The following is a 20,033-nucleotide window of genomic DNA, read 5'->3' on the forward strand; positions in this document are numbered from 1 at the left end:
TGGATGAATTGCACGCCATCCTGACAAGACATTTTGTGAGTAGTGCTGGAAATCCGGCGCAGACCTGTGTTGATCTGAGCGACAGCTTTCTGAATTAGCCGGATGGCACTTCTCTGGGACAACCTGGCGCAACAACTAGACACTGTCCGCGCCACTGAGTCAGCAACTGCCGTAGTGACTCCTGTGTCTGTTCCGGAAACAGCGGAGGATCCTTCCGACCGTCAACGTCGACTCCAGAAGGCACTTGAAGCCGTCAAGGACAGCGGCAACGCCATGATGATCGAGTCACTCAATGCCGCGATTGAAGGCCGTCAGGCGAATCTCAATCTCCCCGAGCTGCCTGACGGCATCGCCAAGTTCTAGTCCGACTCCCCTTCGAACAAGGTCTCCAGCGGCTCCGCATCCACACCCTCCACCTCCCGCAGGTAACGGGCCAAAACGTCACTCTGCCCATGGGTGACGTACACCTTGCGGGCGCCGCTGTCGCGAACGGTCTGGATCAGTCCAGGCCAGTCGGCGTGATCACTAAGCACGAATCCCCGCTCGTAGCCCCGCCGTCTACGGGCTCCGCGCACGGCCATCCAGCCGGAGGCAAAGGCGGTTTGGGGTGACTTGAAGCGGCGCATCCAGCTGGAGCGATGGGCCGACGGCGGCGCCAGGATCAACCGCCCTTCGAGCGGATCTTTGCGGGGCAGTTCGCTGACGGGACGACTGGGGGTCATCGGAACCCCTGCGTCGCGGTAATGACGGGTAACCGTTTCAACGGCGCCATGAAGCAGCACCTCCTCCTCCACGCCGATGGCCTTCAGTTCAGCCAGCAAGCGTTGGGCTTTGCCGAAGGCGTAGCAGAACAGCAGGGATGGCCTGCTGCGATCACGGCTCCACCAGGCATGGATCTCCTTGGCCACCTGCTCACCGCTTTGCCAGCGATAGATCGGCATCCCGAAGGTGGCTTCGGTGATCAACACATCGCAGCGCACCGGTTCAAAGGGTTCGCAACTGGGATCGTCATCCCGTTTGTAATCCCCACTGACCACCCATACCTCACCCTCCGATTCCAGGCGGATCTGCGCTGAACCGAGCACGTGCCCGGCGCTGTGAAACGACACCTTGCACTGCCCCAGCCAGTGTTCTTCGCCGTAGGCAACCGGGTGAAGCGTGATGTCCTGGCCAAGCCTCTGGCGCAGAACTCCTTCACTGGAGGCCACAGCCCAGTACTCCCCGCATCCGGTTCGGGCGTGGTCAGCATGGGCGTGGGTGATCAGGGCACGGGGAACCGGACGCCACGGATCGACCCAGGCCTTTGCGGCACGGCAATACAACCCCTCCGGTGTGCGTTCGATCAAGCTCCGCCACCGATCGCTGCAGACAGTCTGAAAGACCCATACCTGGAGCGCGCTCGTCCCGCTTGCCTTGAAGCTGCTCGCTGCCGCTCTCTTTGTTTCAGCCCTGGCTGTGCCCAGTTCCGCTTTTGCTCAGAAAAAGATTCCCAAGGCCAAAGGCCACAACCAATGCCCCCTGGGTTACGTGAACACTCTGGGCACCACCTGTGTGTCTCCGATCTATTACGAGATGAAGCCCACCCATGGTGAAGCCTGCCCCTCCGGCTGGATGAATGTTGGCGCTGGCTATTGCCGTAAGAAGTGATCAATTCAGTGGCTCAGGCCTCAGGCCACTCCAGCGCTCCAGGGTGTTGATCGATTGAACACCCTGGAGCCGCGTTGATCCGGGCCGTGTCCAGGTGGGGATGGACCGAATGTTTTCATCCCTGCACTGCCTGAGCTGGTCTGGGTACTTATTGGGCAGACCGCATTCCACGTAGTTCAGGTTGCCTCCGGCCTGTTTGCCGAAGAGCTTCATCTGTTCTTTGCAGGCTGGGCACCAATGGGCTCCAAAAAAACTGGCGCCCACTGTGTTGAGTTGCTCGGCCAACTTGATGGTTTGTGCTGTGGACTCCGTTGCGGGTTCAGGAATCGGTTGGTTCCAAGGTTGTGCGGTCACTCTCACGCTTGAAGCTGATGCCATAACGGCCAAAACGGTCAGGACGGCGATGCCTCTTACACGGCTCACAGGATGCTTCTCGAAACGGTCTCTTCGGTTCTGAAAATCTATTCCGGTCCAATCGTCTGAACGTTGCAGGCTGCATCAACCTCTTGGGCAAGTTGCTTGAGATCGCCCTCGATGAAACCGAATCCAGTACGTCCTCCGCCTGATCGCCCCTTTAATCGTTTTCCTGTGGCGAAGCTGTAAGTCGCCATGAGCTGATCCACATTTTTGGTTCCTTGGTCCCATTGCTCACACAGGAAAGCCTTCCTCTCTTGATCGCTCATGGTTGAGCAGGCTGCGAGGACGAAGATCATGCCCACTACAAGGCTTCTGATGCTTGCCCGATCAGGTGTCACCGGCTCATCTTGAGCATGCGCTGCATGGGTTTTATGGCTTTCAAACGCATCGATTCATCCATCTCGATCGCAGGCGTGAGGGTCTCCAGGCATGCCTTCAGTTTTTCCAGTGTGTTGAGCCGCATGTAGGGGCAGGCATTGCAGCTACATCCATCGATTCCTGGCACGTCGAGCAGGGTTTTCTCAGGAACCCGTTGCTGCATCTGATGAAGAATCCCTGGTTCCGTCAGAACGATGAAGCTGTTACAGGAGCTTTGTTCGGCGTAATTCAACAGCTTGCTGGTGGATCCAATGAAATCCGCCAGGTCCAGCAGATTCTGCTGGCATTCGGGGTGGGCGATCACTTCAGCCTTGGGATGTTCGTGCTTGAGGGCCAGCAGGGCTTCTTCGCTGAAGGTCTCGTGAACGATGCAGCGTCCCGGCCAGAGGGTCAGCTCGCGACCGCTCTGTTGCTGAACCCAGCGCCCCAGGTTCTGATCGGGGGCGAACAGAACGGGCTGATCGGCAGGCAGTTGGTTCACCAGATCAACGGCATTGCTACTGGTGCAGATCAGATCGCTTTGCGCCTTCACTGCGGCTGTGCAGTTGATGTAGCTCACCACGAAGTGGTCGGGGTGTTCTGCACGAAAGCGGGCAAACTCATCGGCGGGGCAGTCGTCCGCCAGGGAGCATCCGGCCTCTAGATCTGGCAGCACCACCGTCTTTTCCGGGCTGAGAATCTTGGCGGTCTCCGCCATGAAGTGCACGCCGCAGAACACGATCACGTCTGCATCGGTGCTGGCGGCCTTGCGCGACAGCTCTAGGGAGTCACCAACGAAATCGGCGATGTCCTGAATCTCCGGTTCTTGGTAGTAGTGCGCCAGGATTACGGCATTGCGGTCCTGGCGAAGCCGGTTGATCGCCGCAACAAGGGCGGTGTCAGCGCTCATCAGGACCGATTCGGGGCAGGATGGCCATAGCCTAGGCATTCGCTCTGAAGCACCTGCGACTTGCCATTGCCGGTGATCTGCACGGCGCCTGGGGCGACGCGGATGAGCAGCTGCTGCAGCAGCTCAAGCCCGACGCTGTTCTCTTCGTTGGTGATCTTGCTGATGGGGATCTGCGTCTGACGCGCCGGATCACGCGGCTTCCCTTCCCCGTGGCCGTGATCCTGGGGAACCACGACCGCGGGCGAGATCGCAGTGGCGGCATCCTCGAGCAACAACTCGCTGTGCTCGGCGATTTCCATTGCGCCTGGCGCTCAATCCAATGGCCGGAGCTCCCGTTGACGGTTGTGGGTGCGCGTCCCTGCAGTGCTGGTGGAGGTTTTCATCTGTCGAAAGCGGTAGAGGCGGTGTACGGCCCGGCGTCGCTTGAGGCTTCAGCCGAGCGGATTGTGCAGGCCGCTGCTGATGTACCCGCTGATCAGCCCTTGATCGTCATGGCCCACTGCGGTCCCTCAGGGTTGGGATCCGAGGCCGCCAGTCCCTGCGGACGCGACTGGAAGACACCGGCGGTGGACTGGGGGGATCAGGATCTGGCACTTGCCCTGGACCGCATGGCTAAAGACCGACCTGCCGATCTGGTGATCTTTGGCCACATGCACCATGCCCTCAAGCGCGGCTCTGGCTTCCGCCAGACCCTGTTGCGTCATCGTCATGGAACCGCGCTGATCAATGCCGCCTGTGTGCCGCGTTCAGGGGTTGATGGGCAAGGTCGAACGCTGCTGCATCTCTCCTGGGCTGAATTCCAGGGGGCCAGCCTCATTCAGCTCGCCCATCGCTGGTACACCCCCGATGCTGAGTTGATTCATCAGGAGCAGTTGCCGATCGATGCTCCGTTGCCGTGCTGATCTATTTCTGCAGCAGCAGCCACGGCTTCGGCCATGCGGCTCGCGATGCTGCGGTGCTTCAGCAACTGCGCCGCCTGCGTCCTGAATGGATCTTGGTGATGAGTTCGGGTCTGCCCTCCCCCGTACTCAAACTGCTGTTGGGGGATGCAGCGATTGAGCAGCGGTCCTGTCAATGGGATGTGGGCATGGTGCAGGCCGACGCGCTCGGTGTGGATTGCGCCGCCACCCTCAGGGCCCTGGATCAGCTGGAGCAAGGGCTGCCGGCCCTGATCGAGGCTGAGGCCCTATGGCTTGCGTCGCAGAGGCAACCGGTGTTGATCATCGGGGATATTCCCCCGGCCGCAGCCACCCTGGCCCAGCGCCTCGATGCACCTCTGGTGTGGATGAGCAATTTCGGGTGGGATGACATCTATCGCCCCTTGGGGTCTGCCTTCCAACGCTGGGCCGATGCTGCCGCTGAGGCCTACCGCTGCGGTGATCTGTTGCTGCGCTGTCCGTTTGACCTCGCCATGAATTGGGGGTTGCCTGAACAGAGGCTCGGTTTGGTTTGCGCCAGCCTGCGGCCCATCCCGGTGGATCTTGATGCTTGCCTTGATGCCCAGGATGCTCCCCTGGTGTTGGTGGGTTTTGGAGGTCTGGGCTTGTCCCTTTCGCGGGATCTGTTTCAGCTCTGGCCCAACCACCATTTCCTGCTTCCGGCTTCAGCAGATGCCTCGCATGCACCTGAGTTGGCGGCGCTCCCCAACCTCACGTTTCTGCCGGATGGGCTGCGTCCCGTCGATGTGCTCGGCCGTTGCTCCCGTTTTCTGGGCAAGCCCGGTTTCAGCAGCTTCTGCGAGGCGATGGCACAAGGGGTTGGGATGCACGTCGTGGAGCGCAGCGGATTTGCTGAGGCTTCGGCGTTGATGGATGGTCTGCGTCGCCACGCCCAGCACCGCTGCCTCAGCCGTCAGGAGCTGGACACAGGGGAATGGCAGCTGGACCAGCCGTTGCTGGCGCCAAGCGAAGCCCCTCTTTCTGCATCAGGGGCTCAAGAAGCCGCTCTGGCACTGGTGGGTTGGGTTGTAAGTCAATTTTAAATTTCGGTATTTTTTCATCACCTTTTTAAGCTGATTTTCCTGTCTGTTAGCGGTCCGGTCGATTGTTTGACTGGCATATCTACCTATTGCTTTGAGCTTTTGATTCGAGAAAGTCACACAGGTGGAAATTTTTTCTGCTCGAGCATTTCATCCGCTTCTGATCTGCTCATAGTCCTCTTTCGAGGGCACGCTCCTTGAACGCTCTTTATGGCTACCTCTGCATTCATCGGTCGTCAGACGCTTAATGCGGCCATGATCGTCGGAGTGCTGCCTGCCCTCAGTTCCGTTCTTCCTGCCCAGGCGAGCCTGTTGCCTCCCGCCTCTCGGGCGCAGCTGATCCATACCTCCGAGTTCCAGCCCAGCCGGGCCATTCCCTACGTGATCACGCCCGAACGTCGGGCGTTGCTCAACACGATCCGTTTTGCCGAAGGTACTTGGAAAGGTGGTCTGGATGTGGGCTATCGGGTGATGTTCGGCGGTGGCTTGATGCCTTCCCTCGACCGACATCCCAACCGGGTGATCTACAGCTCCCGCTACGCCAGTGCAGCAGCTGGGGCCTACCAGTTCATGCCCTTCACCTGGAACCTGGTTCGGCGCAGCATCGGCGTGCGCGGTTTCGGCCCTGAGGCTCAGGACCAGGGCGCGTTATTTCTGATCCAGCGGCGCAAAGCCCTGGGTCTGACCGACACCGGTGTTCTCACCCCGCTGCTCGCCGCCATGCTGGCTCCCGAATGGGCGTCCTTCCCTACCCTCGCCGGTCGCAGCTACTACGGTCAGCCCGTCAAGAAATACGCACGTCTGCGTTCCTTCTATGACGTCAATCTCGCGGAGTTGCGGCGTCTGCGTGATGTAAAGCGCCAGGCTCTCATCGCTCCTCCCCCGGCCCTCTGCACCGGGTCGCGCATTGAATGCGCCACACGGCTCTGACGACAGTCACGTTTCTCGACGTTCCTTAGCCTTCGGCGTCGTTCTGAAGTTTCCTGCCGACGGTGGCTTGCGCGATCAGATACGCGGCGATGCCTCCCGCCAGGAAACCAACCCCATTGCGCAGCAGCGGCATCACCTCTGAGGTGCGCGTCACCACGGGGGCTACTCCGAAGACGCCAAATAGCATTACCCACAGTGGTGAGAGCAGCAGCAACCAGGCCCAGGCGATGGTTTCGCCCTCCTTCCGGGGGTAGGCCGCAAAGCCAGCAATCAACCCGCCAAAGATCGAGGTGGTCAGAGTCCAAAGCCACTGTTCCTGGGGAAGGCCAGGCACTACCTGACAACCACCACGGTCCAGACAGATTTCCACTGCATTGAGAGCATCCAGCACAGCTCCGTCTTCGCCGTGATCCTTCACGTAGTACTGGTTGCCGTAGCGGGTCTGTAGCTCCACCCAGTAGGTGCGCGGCATCATCGCGAAGTAGGCATCGCCAACATTGAAGTTCAGCAGGTTCCCGCCGCGCGGGTCGGCCACCAGCAGCAGGCTGCTTTCATCCAGGCCCCAGAACTCGCGAATGGCCAGACCCGGCGTGCGCTCGTACTGGGTCAAAACCCGCATCTTCCAGCCAGTGCGTTCCTCCACATCCGCCAGGGATGCTTCCAGCTGGGCCCGCTGGGTGTCACTGAACACCTTGGCGAGGTCGATCACCGGGGTGGGGTGATCCGGCAGCAGCTCCGGGTTGTCGTAGGCCTCAGCCGGGGTCACCAGAACACCCAGGCTGACCAGAGCCACCACGATGAGGCTCCACAGATGTCGGATGTGATGTGTTCCCATGGAACTGCTGCAGCGACCGGCATTCTCTCCAATGGAACCGATGGCTGCGTCCTGTCCCGACTGGTTGGCAACGCATCTGCACCAGGCGGGGGGTGCCGTTCCGTTTTCCCGGTTTATGGATCTGGCTCTGAATGAGCAGGATCACGGGTATTACGGCGCAGGCCGTGCACGCATCGGAGCCCAGGGTGATTTCGTCACTTCCCCCTCGCTGGGTAGTGATTTCGCAGCCCTTCTGGCTCCTCAAATCCTGGCCTGGCTGACTTCGATTCCCCGAATTGAGCCTGATCAACGCCTGTCGATCGTGGAAATCGGCCCTGGCGAAGGCCATCTGGCCCGGGATCTCGTTGCTGCGTTGCGTGGTGCTGATTCAGAGCTGTTGGCTCGGATCGAATTGGTGTTGGTGGAGGCCAATCCCGGCATGCGGCGGCGGCAACAGGCTCTGCTGCAAGAGACGGATGATCTGCCACTGCGCTGGTGTTCCCTGGAAGCGTTGCGCCGCGCTCCGGTTCATGGGGTGGTGATCGCCCATGAGTTGCTGGATGCCCTACCGGTAGAGCGCTTGATCTGGCGGGAAGGATCCCTCCAGCAGCAGTGGGTGAAGCTCAATCCAAGCGGTGGCCTTCAAACGACGCATCGGCCTCTCCCCGATGGTTTGCACCAGGAGATCAGGCGTGTGTGCAGCCAAGGCAGCATTCAGTTGCCGCCCCCCGATGTCGAAGAGGGGTGGACTACGGAGTGGAACAGTGCATTGCCCGACTGGTTCGCTGCTGCTGCGGCCGCCGTGGATGCGGGTGTACTGCTAGTGATTGATTACGCCCTGGAGGCCCAGCGTTATTTCACAGCCCGGCGCTCCGACGGCACGTTGATGGCTGTTTGCGCTCAGCAGGCGGGGCTGTCGCCCTTCGATCACCCCGGCGAGCAGGACCTCACGGCACACCTCTGTATCGAGGTCGTGGATGAGGCGGCTCAGCGTAACGGCTGGATGGTGGGTGATCAGGCGAAGCAGGGCGAAGCCCTGCTGGCCTTGGGGCTTGCGGAGCGTCTGTATGGGCTGCAGCAGCTACCGGGCCAACAGTTGGCGGAAGCCTTGCAACGGCGTGAAGCCCTGCTTCGACTGGTGGACCCAGCGGGGCTCGGTGGGTTTCGCTGGCTCACCTACCGGCGCGGATTGCCGGAAGACGGCTTCAGCCTTTCAGGCGCTCAAGGCAGCTCAGGATCTCGTCGCGACTGACGTCATCGCGAATCTCAACGGTTCCGATGCCGGTGGGCATCACGAAGCGCAGGCGACCGTCGCGCACCTTCTTGTCCCCCTGCAAGCTGTTTAAAACGGCATCGGCGGAGAGATCCGGCCAGGCGGTGGGGAGTCCGGCGCTGTGGATCAGACGACGTTGGCGCTGAGCATCGTCGCGACTCCAGCTGCCCCGCAGCACGCCGAGTTCACCCACGGCCACCATGCCAATGGCGACCGCCTCACCATGCAGCCAGGTGCCATAGCCGCAGAGGGTCTCCACCACGTGGCCGAAGGTATGGCCGTAGTTGAGGATCGCTCGTAAGCCACCTTCCTTTTCGTCGGCGGCTACCACCCGGGCCTTGGCCGCGGCCGATCGCTGCAGGATCGAGCTCAGGCGTTCGGCTCCAAGCCCAGCGGGCGTGCTCGGGTCTGCGCAGGCCTCAAGTTCTTCGAACAGCGACGTGTCGCCGAGAATTCCATACTTGATCACCTCGGCCATGCCCGCCCGGAACTCGCGTTCCGGCAGCGTGTTCAAGGTGGAGGGATCGATCAGGACCAGCCGCGGCTGGTGAAAGGCGCCGATCAGGTTTTTACCGCGGGGATGGTTGACCCCGGTCTTGCCACCGATCGATGCATCAACCATGGCCAGCAGGGTTGTGGGCACCTGCACCACCTGGATGCCCCGCAGCCAGGTGGCTGCCGCAAAGCCGGTCATGTCCCCCACAACGCCGCCGCCGAGGGCCACCATCAAGGAGCTGCGTTCGAGTTTGGCGTTGTAAGCCGCATCGTGGATTTCCGCCACCGTGGCTGGGGTCTTCTGGGTTTCGCCGGCGTCAATCACCAATAGCTCCACGCTGAAACCTGCCTCTCTGAGACTGTTCAGGCAGGCGTCGCCGTAGGGACTGGCGACATCCAGATTGCTGACCACCAGCACACGCCTTCCAGCCTGCACTCCAGCATCCAGCATCTGCTGACCAAGCCTGGCCAGGCCGCCGTCTCCAATCACCACGTCGTAGGGATTGCGCTCCAGCGCAACGCGGATGTGGTGCAACGGGGTGATTGTGGTCATGAAACCGTTGGAACCCACCTACTCTCGCAATAGTTTCGCTGGTCCTGTGCGCGGAAGATCAGTGCGCAACTCCCTTTCGGCATGGGCGTTCCTGTTGCCGGCTGTGGTGCTGATCAGTTTGTCGGTGCTGTTGCCGGCCCTGATGGCTCTGGTGATGAGTTTCACCGCCACGGGGCTGGATGTCAGTGAACCCCTGCGTTTTGTCGGTTTGGCCAATTTGGAGCGCCTGCTTTCGGATCCGATGGCGCGGCAGGTGCTGGTCACCACCTTCCTCTATCTGGTTGGTGTGGTGCCTTCCATCGTTCTGGGGGCGCTGGCGTTGGCGGTGCTGGTGAACCAGGGGCTGCCCGGTCGGTGTCTTCTGCGGGGCGCTTTCTACACCCCGGTGCTGGTGTCGATTGTCGTCGCAGCCATCGCCTTTCGCTGGCTCTATGCCGAGAACGGACTGATCAATGGATGGTTGAGCGCCTTGCTTGGTGATTCCTTCAGCCCGATTGGTTTTCTCACCACGCCGCAGCTGGCCCTGCCCGCCGTGATGTTGGTGACCCTCTGGAAGGGACTTGGTTATTACATGGTGATTTTTCTGGCGGGTCTGCAGGGCATTCCCCAGGAGCTCTATGAGGCGGCGGAGCTGGATGGCAGCGAGGGCTGGAGAAAGCATCTCGATATCACCCTGCCCTTGATGAGTCCCTACGTAACCCTGGTCGCCGTGGTGTCGTCGATCGCGGCCACGAAGGTGTTCGAGGAGGTGTTCCTGATGACCCAGGGAGGTCCTGCGGATGCCACTCGAACCATCGTTTATTACGTGTATGACCAGGCCTTCGCCGAATTGGAGATCAGCTACGCCTGCACCCTCGGCCTGGCGCTGTTCCTGTTGGTGTTCCTGTTCACCATGATCCGGTTGGCCTTCGCTGGCGATAGGCCCCTGATCTGACGCTGTCATCGACCTTGCAAAGTGGCAAGCTGCGGACATCAGCTCGGACACGATGATCGGCGTTGTGGGAGGTGGTCAGCTGGCACGGATGCTTGTGCAGGCCGCCGCGCAACGAGATGTTCCCATCGCTGTTCAAACCTCCGATGCAGCTGATCCCGCGGCTGGTTTGGCCTCGCGTCTCGTGGCAGCGGATCCCCGGGATGTAGCAGGAACCCGGGAGCTGGTGGTGGGCTGTGACGGCATCACCTTCGAGAACGAGTGGGTCAATATCGATGCCCTTCTGCCACTGGAGCAGCAGGGGGTTCGTTTCCAGCCATCGCTGGCTGCGCTTTCGCCCCTGGTCGACAAGTTGTCGCAGCGCCAGCTGCTCGATGACCTGGCGATCCCGAGCCCGCCCTGGTGTCCGCTGAGTTTGATTTCATCGGCCCAACCCGCGCTTCCTCAGGGCTGGACATTCCCCGTCATGGGCAAGGCATCCCGCGGTGGTTACGACGGCAAGGGCACGGTGGTGTTGCACGACATTGATTCGCTAGCGCAGTTGTTGCGGGCGGTCCCCGCCGATGAATGGCTGTTGGAATCCTGGGTGGACTACGAGCTGGAGTTGGCTCTCGTGGTCAGCCGCGATCAGCGCGGCCGGATTCGCCATTTTCCGCTGGTGCAAACCCACCAACACCGACAAGTCTGTGACTGGGTTCTGGCCCCTGCTCCCGTGGATCCTTCGGTGGCTGCGCTGGCCTACAACGTGGCGGCTTCTCTGCTGACGAAGCTCGGCTATGTAGGGGTGTTGGCTCTGGAGTTTTTCTACGGGCCAGCTGGCCTGCAGGTGAATGAAATTGCTCCACGCACCCACAATTCCGGGCATTTCTCGATCGAGGCCTGCACCAGCAGTCAGTTCGATCAGCAGCTCTGCATCGCTGCTGGCCTTCCCGTGCCTGATCCCGAGCTCAAAAGCCGTGGTGCCTTGATGGTCAACCTGCTCGGCTTGGATCCCGAACGCCATCCTCCTTTGGATCAGCGGCTTGAGGCCCTGGAAGCCATGCCGGGGCTTCACCTGCACTGGTATGGCAAGTCACCGGAAACACCTGGACGCAAGTTGGGGCACGTGACGCTGCTGCTCGAGGGTGACACGCTCCTCAAGCGGCGCGATGAGGCTGAGTCAGCACTTGCCGCCATTCGCCGGATATGGCCCCTCGAGAGCGAGAGTCAGGACTAAGGTTGACCATGAACTGCTGTGTTGGTGACGGCCTTTCTCTAGTGCTCTGATCTGACTCTCTTTCGACTTGGGGAGACTGTCGTGACGGTGACGTAGACCGGCCATGCAGCCGGAAACGAAACCCCACTTTGTTGCCCCTTCTGGTTCTTCCAGGTCGACCACTGGGGCTCGCACGGCATGGCGGTTCACCCTTTTCATACCAACGAGTCTCGGGCTTGGTTGACCTGAGAAACCCCCACAAGTTTGATCAGTGGGGCTTATTGAGTCGCACAAGCGAACTGGCTCCTCGTCCTATCAGAGAGAAGAGGGGGTATGGGGGCATTTCAGTTCAATGCCCATACGCTTAGGGACCTCAGAAATTTCTCCTGGTTTTTTGAAAGGTGTGGGGAAGAGGCCTAATGGACCTCGACTCCCCATTTGTGCGGGAGGAGGCCAAGTGGTCCTCGACTCCCAGCGGCAGGCAGATCCCTCATGCCTGCAGGGTCAAGATGCGCCTGCCATTTGAACGGTCTGCCGAAGCCTCCAGTTTTCTTCCGGCCTCCAGGTTGTCGAAACATTGGTGTGGCTCATTTGGCCGCTGCAAGCGCTTCATTGATGCGGCAACAAGTCATTGGCCGGGGTGATTGTGTCTTCGGAGGGTTCCTGCAGCCTCCATCCAATGGTTTCTCCAATGACCATTGGCGCTGATCACTGCACTGACTCCCTGAGGCGATGCGGGGAGTCAGGTCAGCGCTGTTTACAGGAAGTTGACCTCGCCGCACCAACAGGAGCAGTACAGGCGTACTTAGGAGGATGGATGTCGATTGATCATGCAAGCGCCGTTGCAGCGCCCAAGTCGGATCCCGTTTTCCTGCACGTCAAAACAGGAATGACCGTGATCTTTGATGACGGCAGCGGCTGGCGGATGGCTGATGTGATTTGGGTCGATGGCGGTGCCAGAAACCCGAAGGTTCCAACGTTTTTCCAAGTGGCTGATGTCGATACAGGCGTCATCAACTGGATCAACGCTGACCTCGTGACTCACAACTGTCCGAGGGTCTGAACCACTGCCGTGCGTACCTGAAGGGTGTGGCCCTGAGGACCACCGCGGCCAGAGCTACTGCAGGTGCTTCAAAAAGAGTCCGTCGAGAAGTTAGGTGTGCTCGCTCAGACCACCATGGACCTGCGTCAACTGAGCGAAGACGTCCAGGGCGCAGCGCAGCAACTCACCTCAGCGCTCAGGTCTCCAAACGTCAAAGGTCGGTGGGGTGAGGTGAACCTCAAAAGGATCCTGGAGTTTGTTGGGCTGATCAACTACTGCGACTTTGATGAACAGGTCCACGTTGGGACTGAAGAAGGTGCCTAGAGACCGGACTGCGTGATCACCATTCCTGGTTCGCGTCGATTGATCGTTGACTCAAAGGCACCGATTGAGAGCTATTTGGACGCTCTACAAGCGAGCGATGAGGCACAGCGAGAAGCAGCCCTGAAGGAGCACCTGCGGAAGGTGCGTAGCCATGTCGACCTGCTGAGCAAGAAGGATTACGCGAGCAAGCTCAGTTCCCTGGGTCAAGTCGTGGATGGTGTGGTGCTGTTTATCCCTGTTGAAGGCGCCCTATCAATGGCACTGGAGCGCGATCCAGACCTCTTGGAGTACGCATTCAGCAAGAACACCATCCTGACCTTCCCGACAAGCTTGCTGGCCATCCTCAAGGGGTTGGCGATGTCAATTCAGCAAGCCGAGATAGCGACCAACATCGAGGAGATTCAGAACAACGCTGTCGAGCTGCACAAGTTTTTCCTGACCTTCGTCGACAAGTTCAATGCTGTCGGCAGCAACCTGGCGCGACTCAACAAGAGCTACAACGAAGCTGTTGGATCAGCACAGAGCAGATTGATTCCTCAGGGCAGACGATTCTCTGAACTAGCTGGGCAAGGCTGGGAAGCAAAGCTGAACTATGGCATCCATAGTGTTGTTAGGGAAATTCAAACTGGGGAATAAATCAATCACACAAAGTGGTCAGACCAAGATCAGCTGGAAACATACAAAACTATGCAGCTGCATTAAGTGAATATCAAAAATTTGGTTTACTAAATTACTTTAAATGCCTATTCAAGGAAAATTCCTCAAATAATCTACGTCAAGGATGCACTCAAATTGGGGATAAATTCAAATGTTTAGCCTGCTAATCCTCTCATGAGCCATGATTCAACCATGAAAAAGAGAATGAAGAATGTAACAATTCCTGTGACCAAGATTTTGCCGCTCATTGTGCATTGATGACATCTTCTGCATCTTAGATCTCTTTGCTTGCGTTCGTAAGCAGAGAAATGTTGAGTGACTTAGCTTCACTGTAATGATGAATGTGCTGCTCATATGCGGATGTAATGAATAGCGATGGCGCTTTTGGGAGCGAACGTCGTGCACCCAGTCGCCATTCGGTCGTATATGTCTTCACCAGTTACTTATCCTTGTCTTGATTCGTGTGGGCCACTCTTCGATTGAAGCTATCGGGGGGCTTTGCGAGAATTTGTTGGACGATATATCTCCGGTTCATTGAGCCCTGCTCACTAGAGCTTTATCTCTCAGAGTGGTTGAACTCCTGCAGCGCGTACTGGGCGAGGCATTTGTTTTTATCGGTGTCGGTTAGCGAGATGGTGGTCACGCTCTGATGCCAGTTTCGACGGTTGATCAATTCGTTGAATTCGGCCAAAGCGTCTTCGAGGTCGTCAAAACTGCCCATGCTCTCCATTGTTTGTTGCCCTTCTTTGACGGCAATTTCGAGGGGCATGGATCGATCGCTTCAGCCATCAATGCTACCCCTGTGCTGTTGTGTAGTCGATGATGCTTACGGCTGTGTGAACAAAGCTTGTCAGCTCTTTGCCTGTCCTTAGCGTTTGTTTGTTTGTTTGCTTGTTTGGTTGCATTGCTGCGATGCGTGATCCACGTCTGGACGAACTGATCCAAATCGAAACCTGGGATTGGTGGAAAGCTCAGGTCTTTTATTTGCGCGAAAAGAAAGTTTATGCTGATGCGGAAGCGCTGTTCATGGAATTTAAGATTCCTGTATCTGACGCCAATGATTAATGTCACTTGTTGATGTCACTGTGCATGGATTCAGGGAATCCAGTTCATTCTCCAATTGAGTTTGTTGGCTGTCGGTGTTGTTGAGAATCACTTTTCCGCATCGCTTCACTGTTCATCCTTCAGTGCTGGTTTCTTTCTTCTCATCTGTTTTCGGCCTGGTGGCAAGCGCGCTGCTTGTGGATTGTTTCGGCAGCCCCGCGGCTGACGCTGACCCCTTTCTCCCGGTTGACGCTTTAGTCGCATACCGGGCCATCCTTCCCCAATGTTTCCGCCGATCCGATTGGGCTGAACTCTGTCCCCGAGATCCCAGCGTGGCGTTGGTCATCCTGAGGTCTGTCGTGCTGCCGGATTTGAGTCAGGCCAACCCCTTCAGGGGCGGTGATGCAGGACTGCCTGTTCCAGGTCTGGCCGACTCATCGACGTCACCACAAAGACTTCCTGGGCTGATGTCCCCTTGCGGGCCACCAGCTTGTATCCCCCTGTGATCGGGGTGGACACCCGGAGCTGCAGTTCAGGACTGCGGCCACGCACCCGGCTGATCACGGCAGGAGTGATCGTCTGGATCTCCGTTTCATGGGACAGGGCCTTCAGCCATGGGATTAAGCCGTCCACATAGGTGCTGTGGGTGATGACGACCCGGCCCAAAGCTGAACGAAAACCCGAGAACTGGTGAAAGTTAGCCACTTTGGCTATGCCAGAGAGAGCGCTCCGGGGCTGTGATGCTGAAATCAGTTGACGCTCTCCGCCACGTGATCAGCGGACCGCTTCAGGATGCATGCGGCCCTCAAGCCCGCATGCTCACCGCTGAGGTGCACGGAACGGAGGTTCGGGGCCTGGCCTTGTGCCCTGGCCGTGTGGTGCGTTTCGTGATGGACGAGCAGCTGCAGCGTCTGCAGGTGGCTGATCTGCTGCGCCTCACCAAAGCCAGCCGCAAGCCGGCGACCTGACTCAGCAGCGTTCCAGAGGGGCCATCGTTAAGCCTTCGGACTGAAGCTGCTGGTGGTAAAGCTCGGCCTGCTCCAGGGGGCCGCACCAAACTTCAGCCGCACCATGCCCATCAATCCTGTTGGCGAGGTTCCAGGCGTTGTCCTCACTCATGCCCGGAATGATCTTGCGCAGGCAATCCACCACGTGCTGGAAGGTGTTCACATCGTCGTCCAGAACGATCACGCGAGCCTGGGGGTAACGCTGGGTTGTTCCCTGACGCTCCAGCACTGCTGATGAACCGGGGCTGGAGCTGGTCATGACAGATGCCTTCGGGCGGACGTAAAGGTGCTGAACCCTAGGTAGGATCCCGACAGTGAAGTGGTCAAGCGCATGTTGTTCACTCTGGGTTGGGCGTCCTTGGCCGCCATTTTCAGTTTCTCCATCGCCATGGTCGTCTGGGGACGCAATGGTGACGGCACCCTGAACTTCTGATCGAATCTGTGCTTCAAGACGCACCCCTCCTCAGCCAGACCCTGGCGGTCACGGCAGCTGTGCTTCTTGTCTTCGTAAGCGTTGCCGTGATCTATCTCTCAACTATCGAATGGAGAGACCGTCGACGCCGTCAAGGTTCAACCAAGTCGTCCTCCTGATTGCGTCCATCCGACGCCAATTTGCACACCACCCCTGCACAGCCCTTCTTCCGTGGTTTTACTTTTTTGCCCGCCCTTCTGCTGAGCACCTCCAGCCTGCAGACGTCTTCACTGAATCCCCGTGGAACAGCAGAGCTTTTTGAGATGAGTCGGAGGGCACGGTTGGTTCATAGTTTTGAGGCGGACCCTGTTGCACCGGTACCAAAGCTCTGGCAGCAGCGTCTTCGCCTTCGAGCACGATCGGATCAACTGGCTCGGTTGGGGTGGCTCGGACCGGGCTGGCCGCGGGTGCTTGGCAAGGCACCTCAAAAGGAGCTTGAGATGACAGCACTGCCAAAGCAACAACAGCCCGGATGGCTTCGTCTTCAGTTGGACATGCGTTGAGCCTGCTCTTCCAAACGACGTTCCTTCTTGCGCTTCTCGGCAGCGATGGTCTCTTCCACCAACTCAACGGCCTGATCCATTCGTTCACTGTTGGAGCCAAACAGCGTCAGATCCTTCTCGACGCGATCGGTGGGTAAACCGAGGCCTTCAGCAAGTTCCTTGCTCTGTTTGACAATGGTTTCGGTGTCCGAACCGGTGGCATCCGCTGTAGCCGCCTTGAGCAGGCTCATCAGTCCAACGGCCATCAAACGCGAGTAGTGGCTGCCCTCTTTGAGGCTGTGGGATGACAGCCAGCTTTTGAGGGTCTCGTGATCCTTTCCCTTGGCCTGGTCAACCAGCGAAGCGTTGGTCTTGCGCAGCTTCGCTGCGTCGAAGCCATTGCTGCTGCACAGGGCACTGAACAGTGCGTCGGTCTGCGCTTCTGGCCGATACCCCTTGGTGAAGGTGTCGAACACCGTGCAGAGCCCAACGCTGAACAGTCCGTTGGCTTCAAATCGACTTTGATGGCTCAGCAGATGCAGTTCCACCAGCAGCTCATCAGCAAGGCGGCGGTACAGCGGCGCAATGACGTGGGGAAAGGCCTGATGAAACGCTCGTTTGCTGTCGGCGATGGTCTGACTTGCGGCCAACGTGCAGTCCAGGAATGAATGGCTGGAACCCTAGCGCCGCAGACATCGCCGTTAGGATTGCGCGACCCTGCTGATGCTCAGATGATCCCCATTGTGATTGAGGAGTCTGGCCGGGGAGAAAGGGCCTTTGACATTTATTCCCGGCTTCTGCGCGAGCGAATCATCTTCCTTGGTGAGGCTGTCACCAGTGACTCCGCCAACCGGATCGTGGCGCAGATGTTGTTTCTCGAAGCTGAGGACCCTGAGAAAGATATCTACCTCTACATCAACTCGCCCGGTGGTTCGGTTTACGACGGCCTCGGCATCTTCGACACGATGCAGCACATCAAACCGGATGTGCACACAGTTTGTGTTGGCTTGGCCGCAAGCATGGGAGCTTTCCTGCTATGTGCTGGCACCAAGGGCAAGCGCAGCAGCCTGCAGCACTCCCGGATCATGATTCACCAGCCCTTGGGTGGTGCCCAGGGCCAAGCCAGTGACATCCGCATTCAGGCGGATGAAATCCTCTTCCTGAAGGAACGCCTCAACAAGGAGCTCTCCGATCGCACTGGGCAACCCCTTGATCGGATCCAGCAGGACACCGACCGTGACTTCTTCATGTCACCCACAGAAGCGGTGAACTACGGCTTGATTGACTCGGTGATCGACAAGCGTCCAGTTCAGGCCGTTGCTTGAAGAAGTCAAGTTTTAAAAACAACCGTCCCAGCAAGATCTGTCCAGTCTGCGATCGTCCCTTTGAGTGGCGCAAAGCCTGGAGAAATTGCTGGGACGAAGTTGTTTATTGCTCGGAACGTTGCCGACGACGCAAGAATAAATCCAATCCATAAAAAAAGCCCCCGTCTGAATAAACGGGGGCTTTGTGCTGCTGGACCAAAAATCAGTCCAGGGTGACGACAGTGCGGTCTTTCTCAGGAACAGTGGTGAATTCACCCACAACGGCCTTGAACTCATCACCATCCATGGTTTCCTTCTCGATCAGCATTTCCACCAGGCGATCCATGGCTTCCCGGTTGGCGGCCACGATCTCAACGGTTTCGTCATAACAGCGCTTCACCATGTTGCGCACTTGAACATCGATCTGTTGGGAGATCGATTCCGACACATCACTGCGGGACATCAAGTCGCGACCCAGGAACACTTCCTGACTGCCGCCTTCGAGGGCCACAGGGCCGAGATCACTCATGCCGAGTCGAGTGACCATGTTGCGGGCCATCGAAGCCACCTGCTGGATGTCGCCACCGGCTCCGGTGGTGACTTCCTGATGACCAAACACCACGTCCTCTGCGGCGCGACCACCCAGGGCTCCCATGATGCGTGCCTTGAGCTGGGCACGGGTCACGAGTGTTTGCTCTTCATCCGGGGAGAACCAGGTCAGGCCCTGGGCCTGACCACGAGGAACCAAAGTGACCTTCTGAACAGGGTCGTGGTCTTTGACCAGGGTTCCGATCAGGGCATGGCCCACCTCGTGGTAAGCGATCAGACGCTTGCTGCGACCGTCGGTGAGGGGACGACCCTCCATGCCGGCGATGATCCGATCGACAGCGTCGTCGATCTCGCTCAAACCGATGGCTTCCTTGCGGCGGCGGGCGGTGAGAATGGCCGCCTCGTTCATGAGGTTGGCCAGGTCAGCACCAGTGAAGCCAGGGGTGCGGCGGGCGATGCTTTCGAGGGACAGCTCCTCTTCGAGCTTCTTGTTGCGGCAGTGCACATCAAGGATGGCGAGGCGACCCTTGATGTCTGGGGCGTCCACGGTGACCTGACGGTCAAAACGGCCGGGACGCATCAGAGCTGAGTCCAGAACGTCGGGGCGGTTGGTGGCCGCGATGATGATGATGCCGCTGTTGCCTTCAAAACCATCCATCTCAGTCAGGAGCTGGTTCAAGGTCTGTTCGCGCTCGTCGTTACCTCCACCAATGCCGGCACCGCGCTGACGGCCAACGGCGTCAATTTCGTCGATGAAGATCAAACAAGGGCTGTTCTCCTTGGCCTTCTTGAACAGATCGCGGACGCGGCTGGCACCCACGCCAACGAACATCTCAACGAACTCCGAACCGGAGAGGGAGAAGAAGGGAACGCCAGCTTCTCCGGCAATGGCCTTGGCCAGAAGTGTTTTGCCAGTGCCGGGAGGGCCGACCAGCAGAAGGCCGCGGGGAATCTGAGCACCCACGGAGGTGAAACGCTCGGGCTGCTTCAGGAAGGTGACCACTTCCTGCAGTTCCTGCTTGGCCTCGGTGACGCCAGCCACGTCATCGAACATGACGCCGGTCTCCGCTTCCATCATGAAGCGGGCCTTGCTTTTGCCAAACTGCATTGCCTGGCCAGGGCCGCCAGGCATGTTGCTGTTGCGGCGGGCCAGGAAGATCAGGGCACCGATCAGCAGCAGCGGGAACGCCAGATTGCCCAGAACTCCCAGCGCCGGTGGTGCTGTGCGTGGGGGATGAATGTCAAAGCTGATGCCTTCGGTCTTCAGCGTATTGATCAGCTCAGGGGCCAGACCAGGAAGATCAACGCGCAGGCGCTGGACCCGGTTGTCGAGGTCGGGATCGACGGCTTCGATCACGGCGTTGCGGCCACCGTCGTAGATATCAACGGCTGTGACGCGACCGGCTTCGACGTAATCGAGGAAGCGGCCGTAGCTCATCCGTGCAACCGCAGCATTGCGAGGAGCGACGGTGGTGCCATTGCTGTCCTGGCTGAGGCCATTGATACCTCCGTTGCTCACCACCTGCCAGCCGATCAGCAACACGACGCCGATTGGCAACAGCCAGAGGGCAAGAAGGCGCCAGCGCTGATTCATGAGCTGAAAAAATTCGTTAACTAGTGTAAAGGAGTTAGCCAGATTTCTGAGGCCTTGA

At 58.8% G+C, this 20,033-nt stretch carries 26 protein-coding genes, 1 other RNA gene and 1 pseudogene; 17 read left to right on the forward strand and 11 right to left on the reverse strand.

From position 1 onward, the window contains the following. The first annotated feature begins 102 nt into the window (after positions 1 to 102). Entirely contained in the window at positions 103 to 363 is a 261-nt protein-coding gene (locus Syncc8109_RS04905; protein ID WP_025362242.1) for a hypothetical protein, read from the forward strand. Here the strand turns inward: Syncc8109_RS04905 and Syncc8109_RS04910 are convergent. Further along, the gene (locus tag Syncc8109_RS04910; protein ID WP_006850281.1) at positions 360 to 1,346 is read right to left on the reverse strand and encodes a ligase-associated DNA damage response exonuclease; all 987 of its coding nucleotides are present in this window, start codon (positions 1,344 to 1,346) and stop codon (positions 360 to 362) included. The two genes, Syncc8109_RS04905 and Syncc8109_RS04910, sit on opposite strands and share 4 nt — an antisense overlap. Positions 1,347 to 1,413: 67 nt before the next feature. Here Syncc8109_RS04910 and Syncc8109_RS04915 point away from each other — a divergent pair, with 67 nt between their 5' ends. After that, on the forward strand, positions 1,414 to 1,647 hold the full coding sequence (locus Syncc8109_RS04915) for a hypothetical protein (RefSeq protein ID WP_006851590.1): 234 nt from the start codon (positions 1,414 to 1,416) through the stop codon (positions 1,645 to 1,647). Here Syncc8109_RS04915 and Syncc8109_RS04920 read toward each other — a convergent pair whose 3' ends face one another. The 3 genes from Syncc8109_RS04920 to nadA form a co-directional block, all read right to left on the reverse strand. Beyond that, entirely contained in the window at positions 1,648 to 2,001 is a 354-nt protein-coding gene (locus Syncc8109_RS04920; RefSeq protein ID WP_232202476.1) for a hypothetical protein, read from the reverse strand. It lies immediately after the preceding gene. A 107-nt stretch (positions 2,002 to 2,108) separates the two neighbouring features. Then, the gene (locus tag Syncc8109_RS04925) at positions 2,109 to 2,402 is read right to left on the reverse strand and encodes a hypothetical protein (protein ID WP_045172722.1); all 294 of its coding nucleotides are present in this window, start codon (positions 2,400 to 2,402) and stop codon (positions 2,109 to 2,111) included. Continuing rightward, positions 2,399 to 3,331 (reverse strand): quinolinate synthase NadA, encoded by a 933-nt coding sequence (gene nadA, locus Syncc8109_RS04930; RefSeq protein WP_006850057.1) that lies wholly within the window; start codon positions 3,329 to 3,331, stop codon positions 2,399 to 2,401. Before nadA ends, Syncc8109_RS04925 begins: the two co-directional genes overlap by 4 nt. 53 nt (positions 3,332 to 3,384) lie before the next feature. Between nadA and Syncc8109_RS04935 the strand changes: the two genes are divergently transcribed. The 3 genes from Syncc8109_RS04935 (at position 3,385) to Syncc8109_RS04945 (ending at position 6,239) form a co-directional block, all read left to right on the forward strand. Beyond that, positions 3,385 to 4,233 carry a TIGR04168 family protein gene (locus tag Syncc8109_RS04935; protein ID WP_071823056.1) on the forward strand — a complete coding sequence of 283 codons (849 nt, stop codon included), beginning with the start codon at positions 3,385 to 3,387 and terminating at the stop codon, positions 4,231 to 4,233. Continuing rightward, positions 4,227 to 5,312 (forward strand): hypothetical protein, encoded by a 1,086-nt coding sequence (locus tag Syncc8109_RS04940; protein WP_006851372.1) that lies wholly within the window; start codon positions 4,227 to 4,229, stop codon positions 5,310 to 5,312. The genes Syncc8109_RS04935 and Syncc8109_RS04940 overlap by 7 nt, the downstream gene beginning before the upstream one ends. 207 nt (positions 5,313 to 5,519) lie before the next feature. Next, the gene (locus tag Syncc8109_RS04945; protein ID WP_006851765.1) at positions 5,520 to 6,239 is read left to right on the forward strand and encodes a glycoside hydrolase family 104 protein; all 720 of its coding nucleotides are present in this window, start codon (positions 5,520 to 5,522) and stop codon (positions 6,237 to 6,239) included. Positions 6,240 to 6,264: 25 nt separating this feature from the next. Here Syncc8109_RS04945 and Syncc8109_RS04950 read toward each other — a convergent pair whose 3' ends face one another. Next, positions 6,265 to 7,074 carry a TPM domain-containing protein gene (locus Syncc8109_RS04950; protein WP_006849592.1) on the reverse strand — a complete coding sequence of 270 codons (810 nt, stop codon included), beginning with the start codon at positions 7,072 to 7,074 and terminating at the stop codon, positions 6,265 to 6,267. Positions 7,075 to 7,114: 40 nt separating this feature from the next. On the opposite strand from Syncc8109_RS04950, the gene Syncc8109_RS04955 reads away from it, so the two are divergent. After that, complete coding sequence (locus Syncc8109_RS04955; protein WP_232202477.1) at positions 7,115 to 8,305, forward strand: class I SAM-dependent methyltransferase; 1,191 nt, start codon at positions 7,115 to 7,117, stop codon at positions 8,303 to 8,305. Here Syncc8109_RS04955 and aroB read toward each other — a convergent pair. Continuing rightward, positions 8,259 to 9,374: a 3-dehydroquinate synthase gene (aroB, locus tag Syncc8109_RS04960; protein WP_006850900.1), complete on the reverse strand. Its 1,116-nt coding sequence runs from the start codon at positions 9,372 to 9,374 to the stop codon at positions 8,259 to 8,261. The two genes, Syncc8109_RS04955 and aroB, sit on opposite strands and share 47 nt — an antisense overlap. A 61-nt stretch (positions 9,375 to 9,435) precedes the next feature. On the opposite strand from aroB, the gene Syncc8109_RS04965 reads away from it, so the two are divergent. From Syncc8109_RS04965 to Syncc8109_RS04980, 5 genes and pseudogenes are all read left to right on the forward strand, one after another. Then, the gene (locus Syncc8109_RS04965) at positions 9,436 to 10,308 is read left to right on the forward strand and encodes a carbohydrate ABC transporter permease (protein ID WP_025362247.1); all 873 of its coding nucleotides are present in this window, start codon (positions 9,436 to 9,438) and stop codon (positions 10,306 to 10,308) included. A 52-nt stretch (positions 10,309 to 10,360) separates the two neighbouring features. Then, positions 10,361 to 11,521 (forward strand): 5-(carboxyamino)imidazole ribonucleotide synthase, encoded by a 1,161-nt coding sequence (locus Syncc8109_RS04970; protein WP_006850104.1) that lies wholly within the window; start codon positions 10,361 to 10,363, stop codon positions 11,519 to 11,521. 7 nt (positions 11,522 to 11,528) lie between these two features. Next, a non-coding RNA gene (gene ssrS / locus Syncc8109_RS11690) (6S RNA) lies at positions 11,529 to 11,712 on the forward strand. Positions 11,713 to 12,317: 605 nt separating this feature from the next. Next, positions 12,318 to 12,563 (forward strand): DUF3104 domain-containing protein, encoded by a 246-nt coding sequence (locus Syncc8109_RS04975; RefSeq protein ID WP_006849979.1) that lies wholly within the window; start codon positions 12,318 to 12,320, stop codon positions 12,561 to 12,563. A gap of 114 nt (positions 12,564 to 12,677) precedes the next feature. After that, positions 12,678 to 13,502, forward strand: a pseudogene (locus Syncc8109_RS04980) (DNA recombination protein RmuC). Positions 13,503 to 14,079: 577 nt separating this feature from the next. On the opposite strand, the gene Syncc8109_RS04985 reads toward Syncc8109_RS04980, so the two are convergent. Continuing rightward, positions 14,080 to 14,292, reverse strand: a complete 213-nt coding sequence (locus Syncc8109_RS04985; protein WP_006849573.1) for a hypothetical protein — start codon at positions 14,290 to 14,292, stop codon at positions 14,080 to 14,082. Positions 14,293 to 14,435: 143 nt separating this feature from the next. Between Syncc8109_RS04985 and Syncc8109_RS12565 the strand changes: the two genes are divergently transcribed. Beyond that, positions 14,436 to 14,588, forward strand: a complete 153-nt coding sequence (locus tag Syncc8109_RS12565; RefSeq protein WP_006852005.1) for a hypothetical protein — start codon at positions 14,436 to 14,438, stop codon at positions 14,586 to 14,588. 369 nt (positions 14,589 to 14,957) lie between these two features. On the opposite strand, the gene Syncc8109_RS04995 is transcribed toward Syncc8109_RS12565, so the two are convergent. Next, positions 14,958 to 15,233, reverse strand: coding sequence for a DUF2103 domain-containing protein (locus tag Syncc8109_RS04995; protein ID WP_006851066.1), 276 nt, complete (start codon positions 15,231 to 15,233; stop codon positions 14,958 to 14,960). Between the two features lie 74 nt (positions 15,234 to 15,307). On the opposite strand from Syncc8109_RS04995, the gene Syncc8109_RS05000 reads away from it, so the two are divergent. Further along, entirely contained in the window at positions 15,308 to 15,535 is a 228-nt protein-coding gene (locus Syncc8109_RS05000; protein ID WP_025362248.1) for a hypothetical protein, read from the forward strand. Between the two features lies 1 nt (position 15,536). Here the strand turns inward: Syncc8109_RS05000 and clpS are convergent, their stop codons facing one another. Next, the gene (gene clpS, locus Syncc8109_RS05005; protein ID WP_006849606.1) at positions 15,537 to 15,833 is read right to left on the reverse strand and encodes an ATP-dependent Clp protease adapter ClpS; all 297 of its coding nucleotides are present in this window, start codon (positions 15,831 to 15,833) and stop codon (positions 15,537 to 15,539) included. Between the two features lie 72 nt (positions 15,834 to 15,905). Here clpS and petN point away from each other — a divergent pair, with 72 nt between their 5' ends. Together petN and Syncc8109_RS12570 are read left to right on the forward strand one after the other, a co-directional pair. Continuing rightward, the gene (petN, locus tag Syncc8109_RS11695; protein ID WP_071823109.1) at positions 15,906 to 16,007 is read left to right on the forward strand and encodes a cytochrome b6-f complex subunit PetN; all 102 of its coding nucleotides are present in this window, start codon (positions 15,906 to 15,908) and stop codon (positions 16,005 to 16,007) included. 158 nt (positions 16,008 to 16,165) lie between these two features. After that, positions 16,166 to 16,549, forward strand: coding sequence for a hypothetical protein (locus tag Syncc8109_RS12570; RefSeq protein WP_025362249.1), 384 nt, complete (start codon positions 16,166 to 16,168; stop codon positions 16,547 to 16,549). Here Syncc8109_RS12570 and psb29 read toward each other — a convergent pair. After that, positions 16,531 to 17,178, reverse strand: coding sequence for a photosystem II biogenesis protein Psp29 (gene psb29, locus Syncc8109_RS05015; protein WP_006852090.1), 648 nt, complete (start codon positions 17,176 to 17,178; stop codon positions 16,531 to 16,533). The two genes, Syncc8109_RS12570 and psb29, sit on opposite strands and share 19 nt — an antisense overlap. A gap of 81 nt (positions 17,179 to 17,259) precedes the next feature. Here psb29 and clpP point away from each other — a divergent pair, with 81 nt between their 5' ends. Together clpP and Syncc8109_RS11700 are read left to right on the forward strand one after the other, a co-directional pair. Beyond that, on the forward strand, positions 17,260 to 17,853 hold the full coding sequence (gene clpP / locus Syncc8109_RS05020) for an ATP-dependent Clp endopeptidase proteolytic subunit ClpP (RefSeq protein ID WP_025362250.1): 594 nt from the start codon (positions 17,260 to 17,262) through the stop codon (positions 17,851 to 17,853). Beyond that, the gene (locus tag Syncc8109_RS11700; protein WP_071823057.1) at positions 17,850 to 18,005 is read left to right on the forward strand and encodes a DUF2256 domain-containing protein; all 156 of its coding nucleotides are present in this window, start codon (positions 17,850 to 17,852) and stop codon (positions 18,003 to 18,005) included. Before clpP ends, Syncc8109_RS11700 begins: the two co-directional genes overlap by 4 nt. A 50-nt stretch (positions 18,006 to 18,055) precedes the next feature. Here the strand turns inward: Syncc8109_RS11700 and ftsH are convergent, their stop codons facing one another. After that, positions 18,056 to 19,975, reverse strand: a complete 1,920-nt coding sequence (ftsH, locus tag Syncc8109_RS05025) for an ATP-dependent zinc metalloprotease FtsH (RefSeq protein WP_006851343.1) — start codon at positions 19,973 to 19,975, stop codon at positions 18,056 to 18,058. Between the last annotated feature and the right edge of the window lie 58 nt (positions 19,976 to 20,033).

Source organism: Synechococcus sp. WH 8109 (assembly GCF_000161795.2).
In the GTDB taxonomy this organism is placed as follows: Bacteria; Cyanobacteriota; Cyanobacteriia; order PCC-6307; family Cyanobiaceae; genus Parasynechococcus.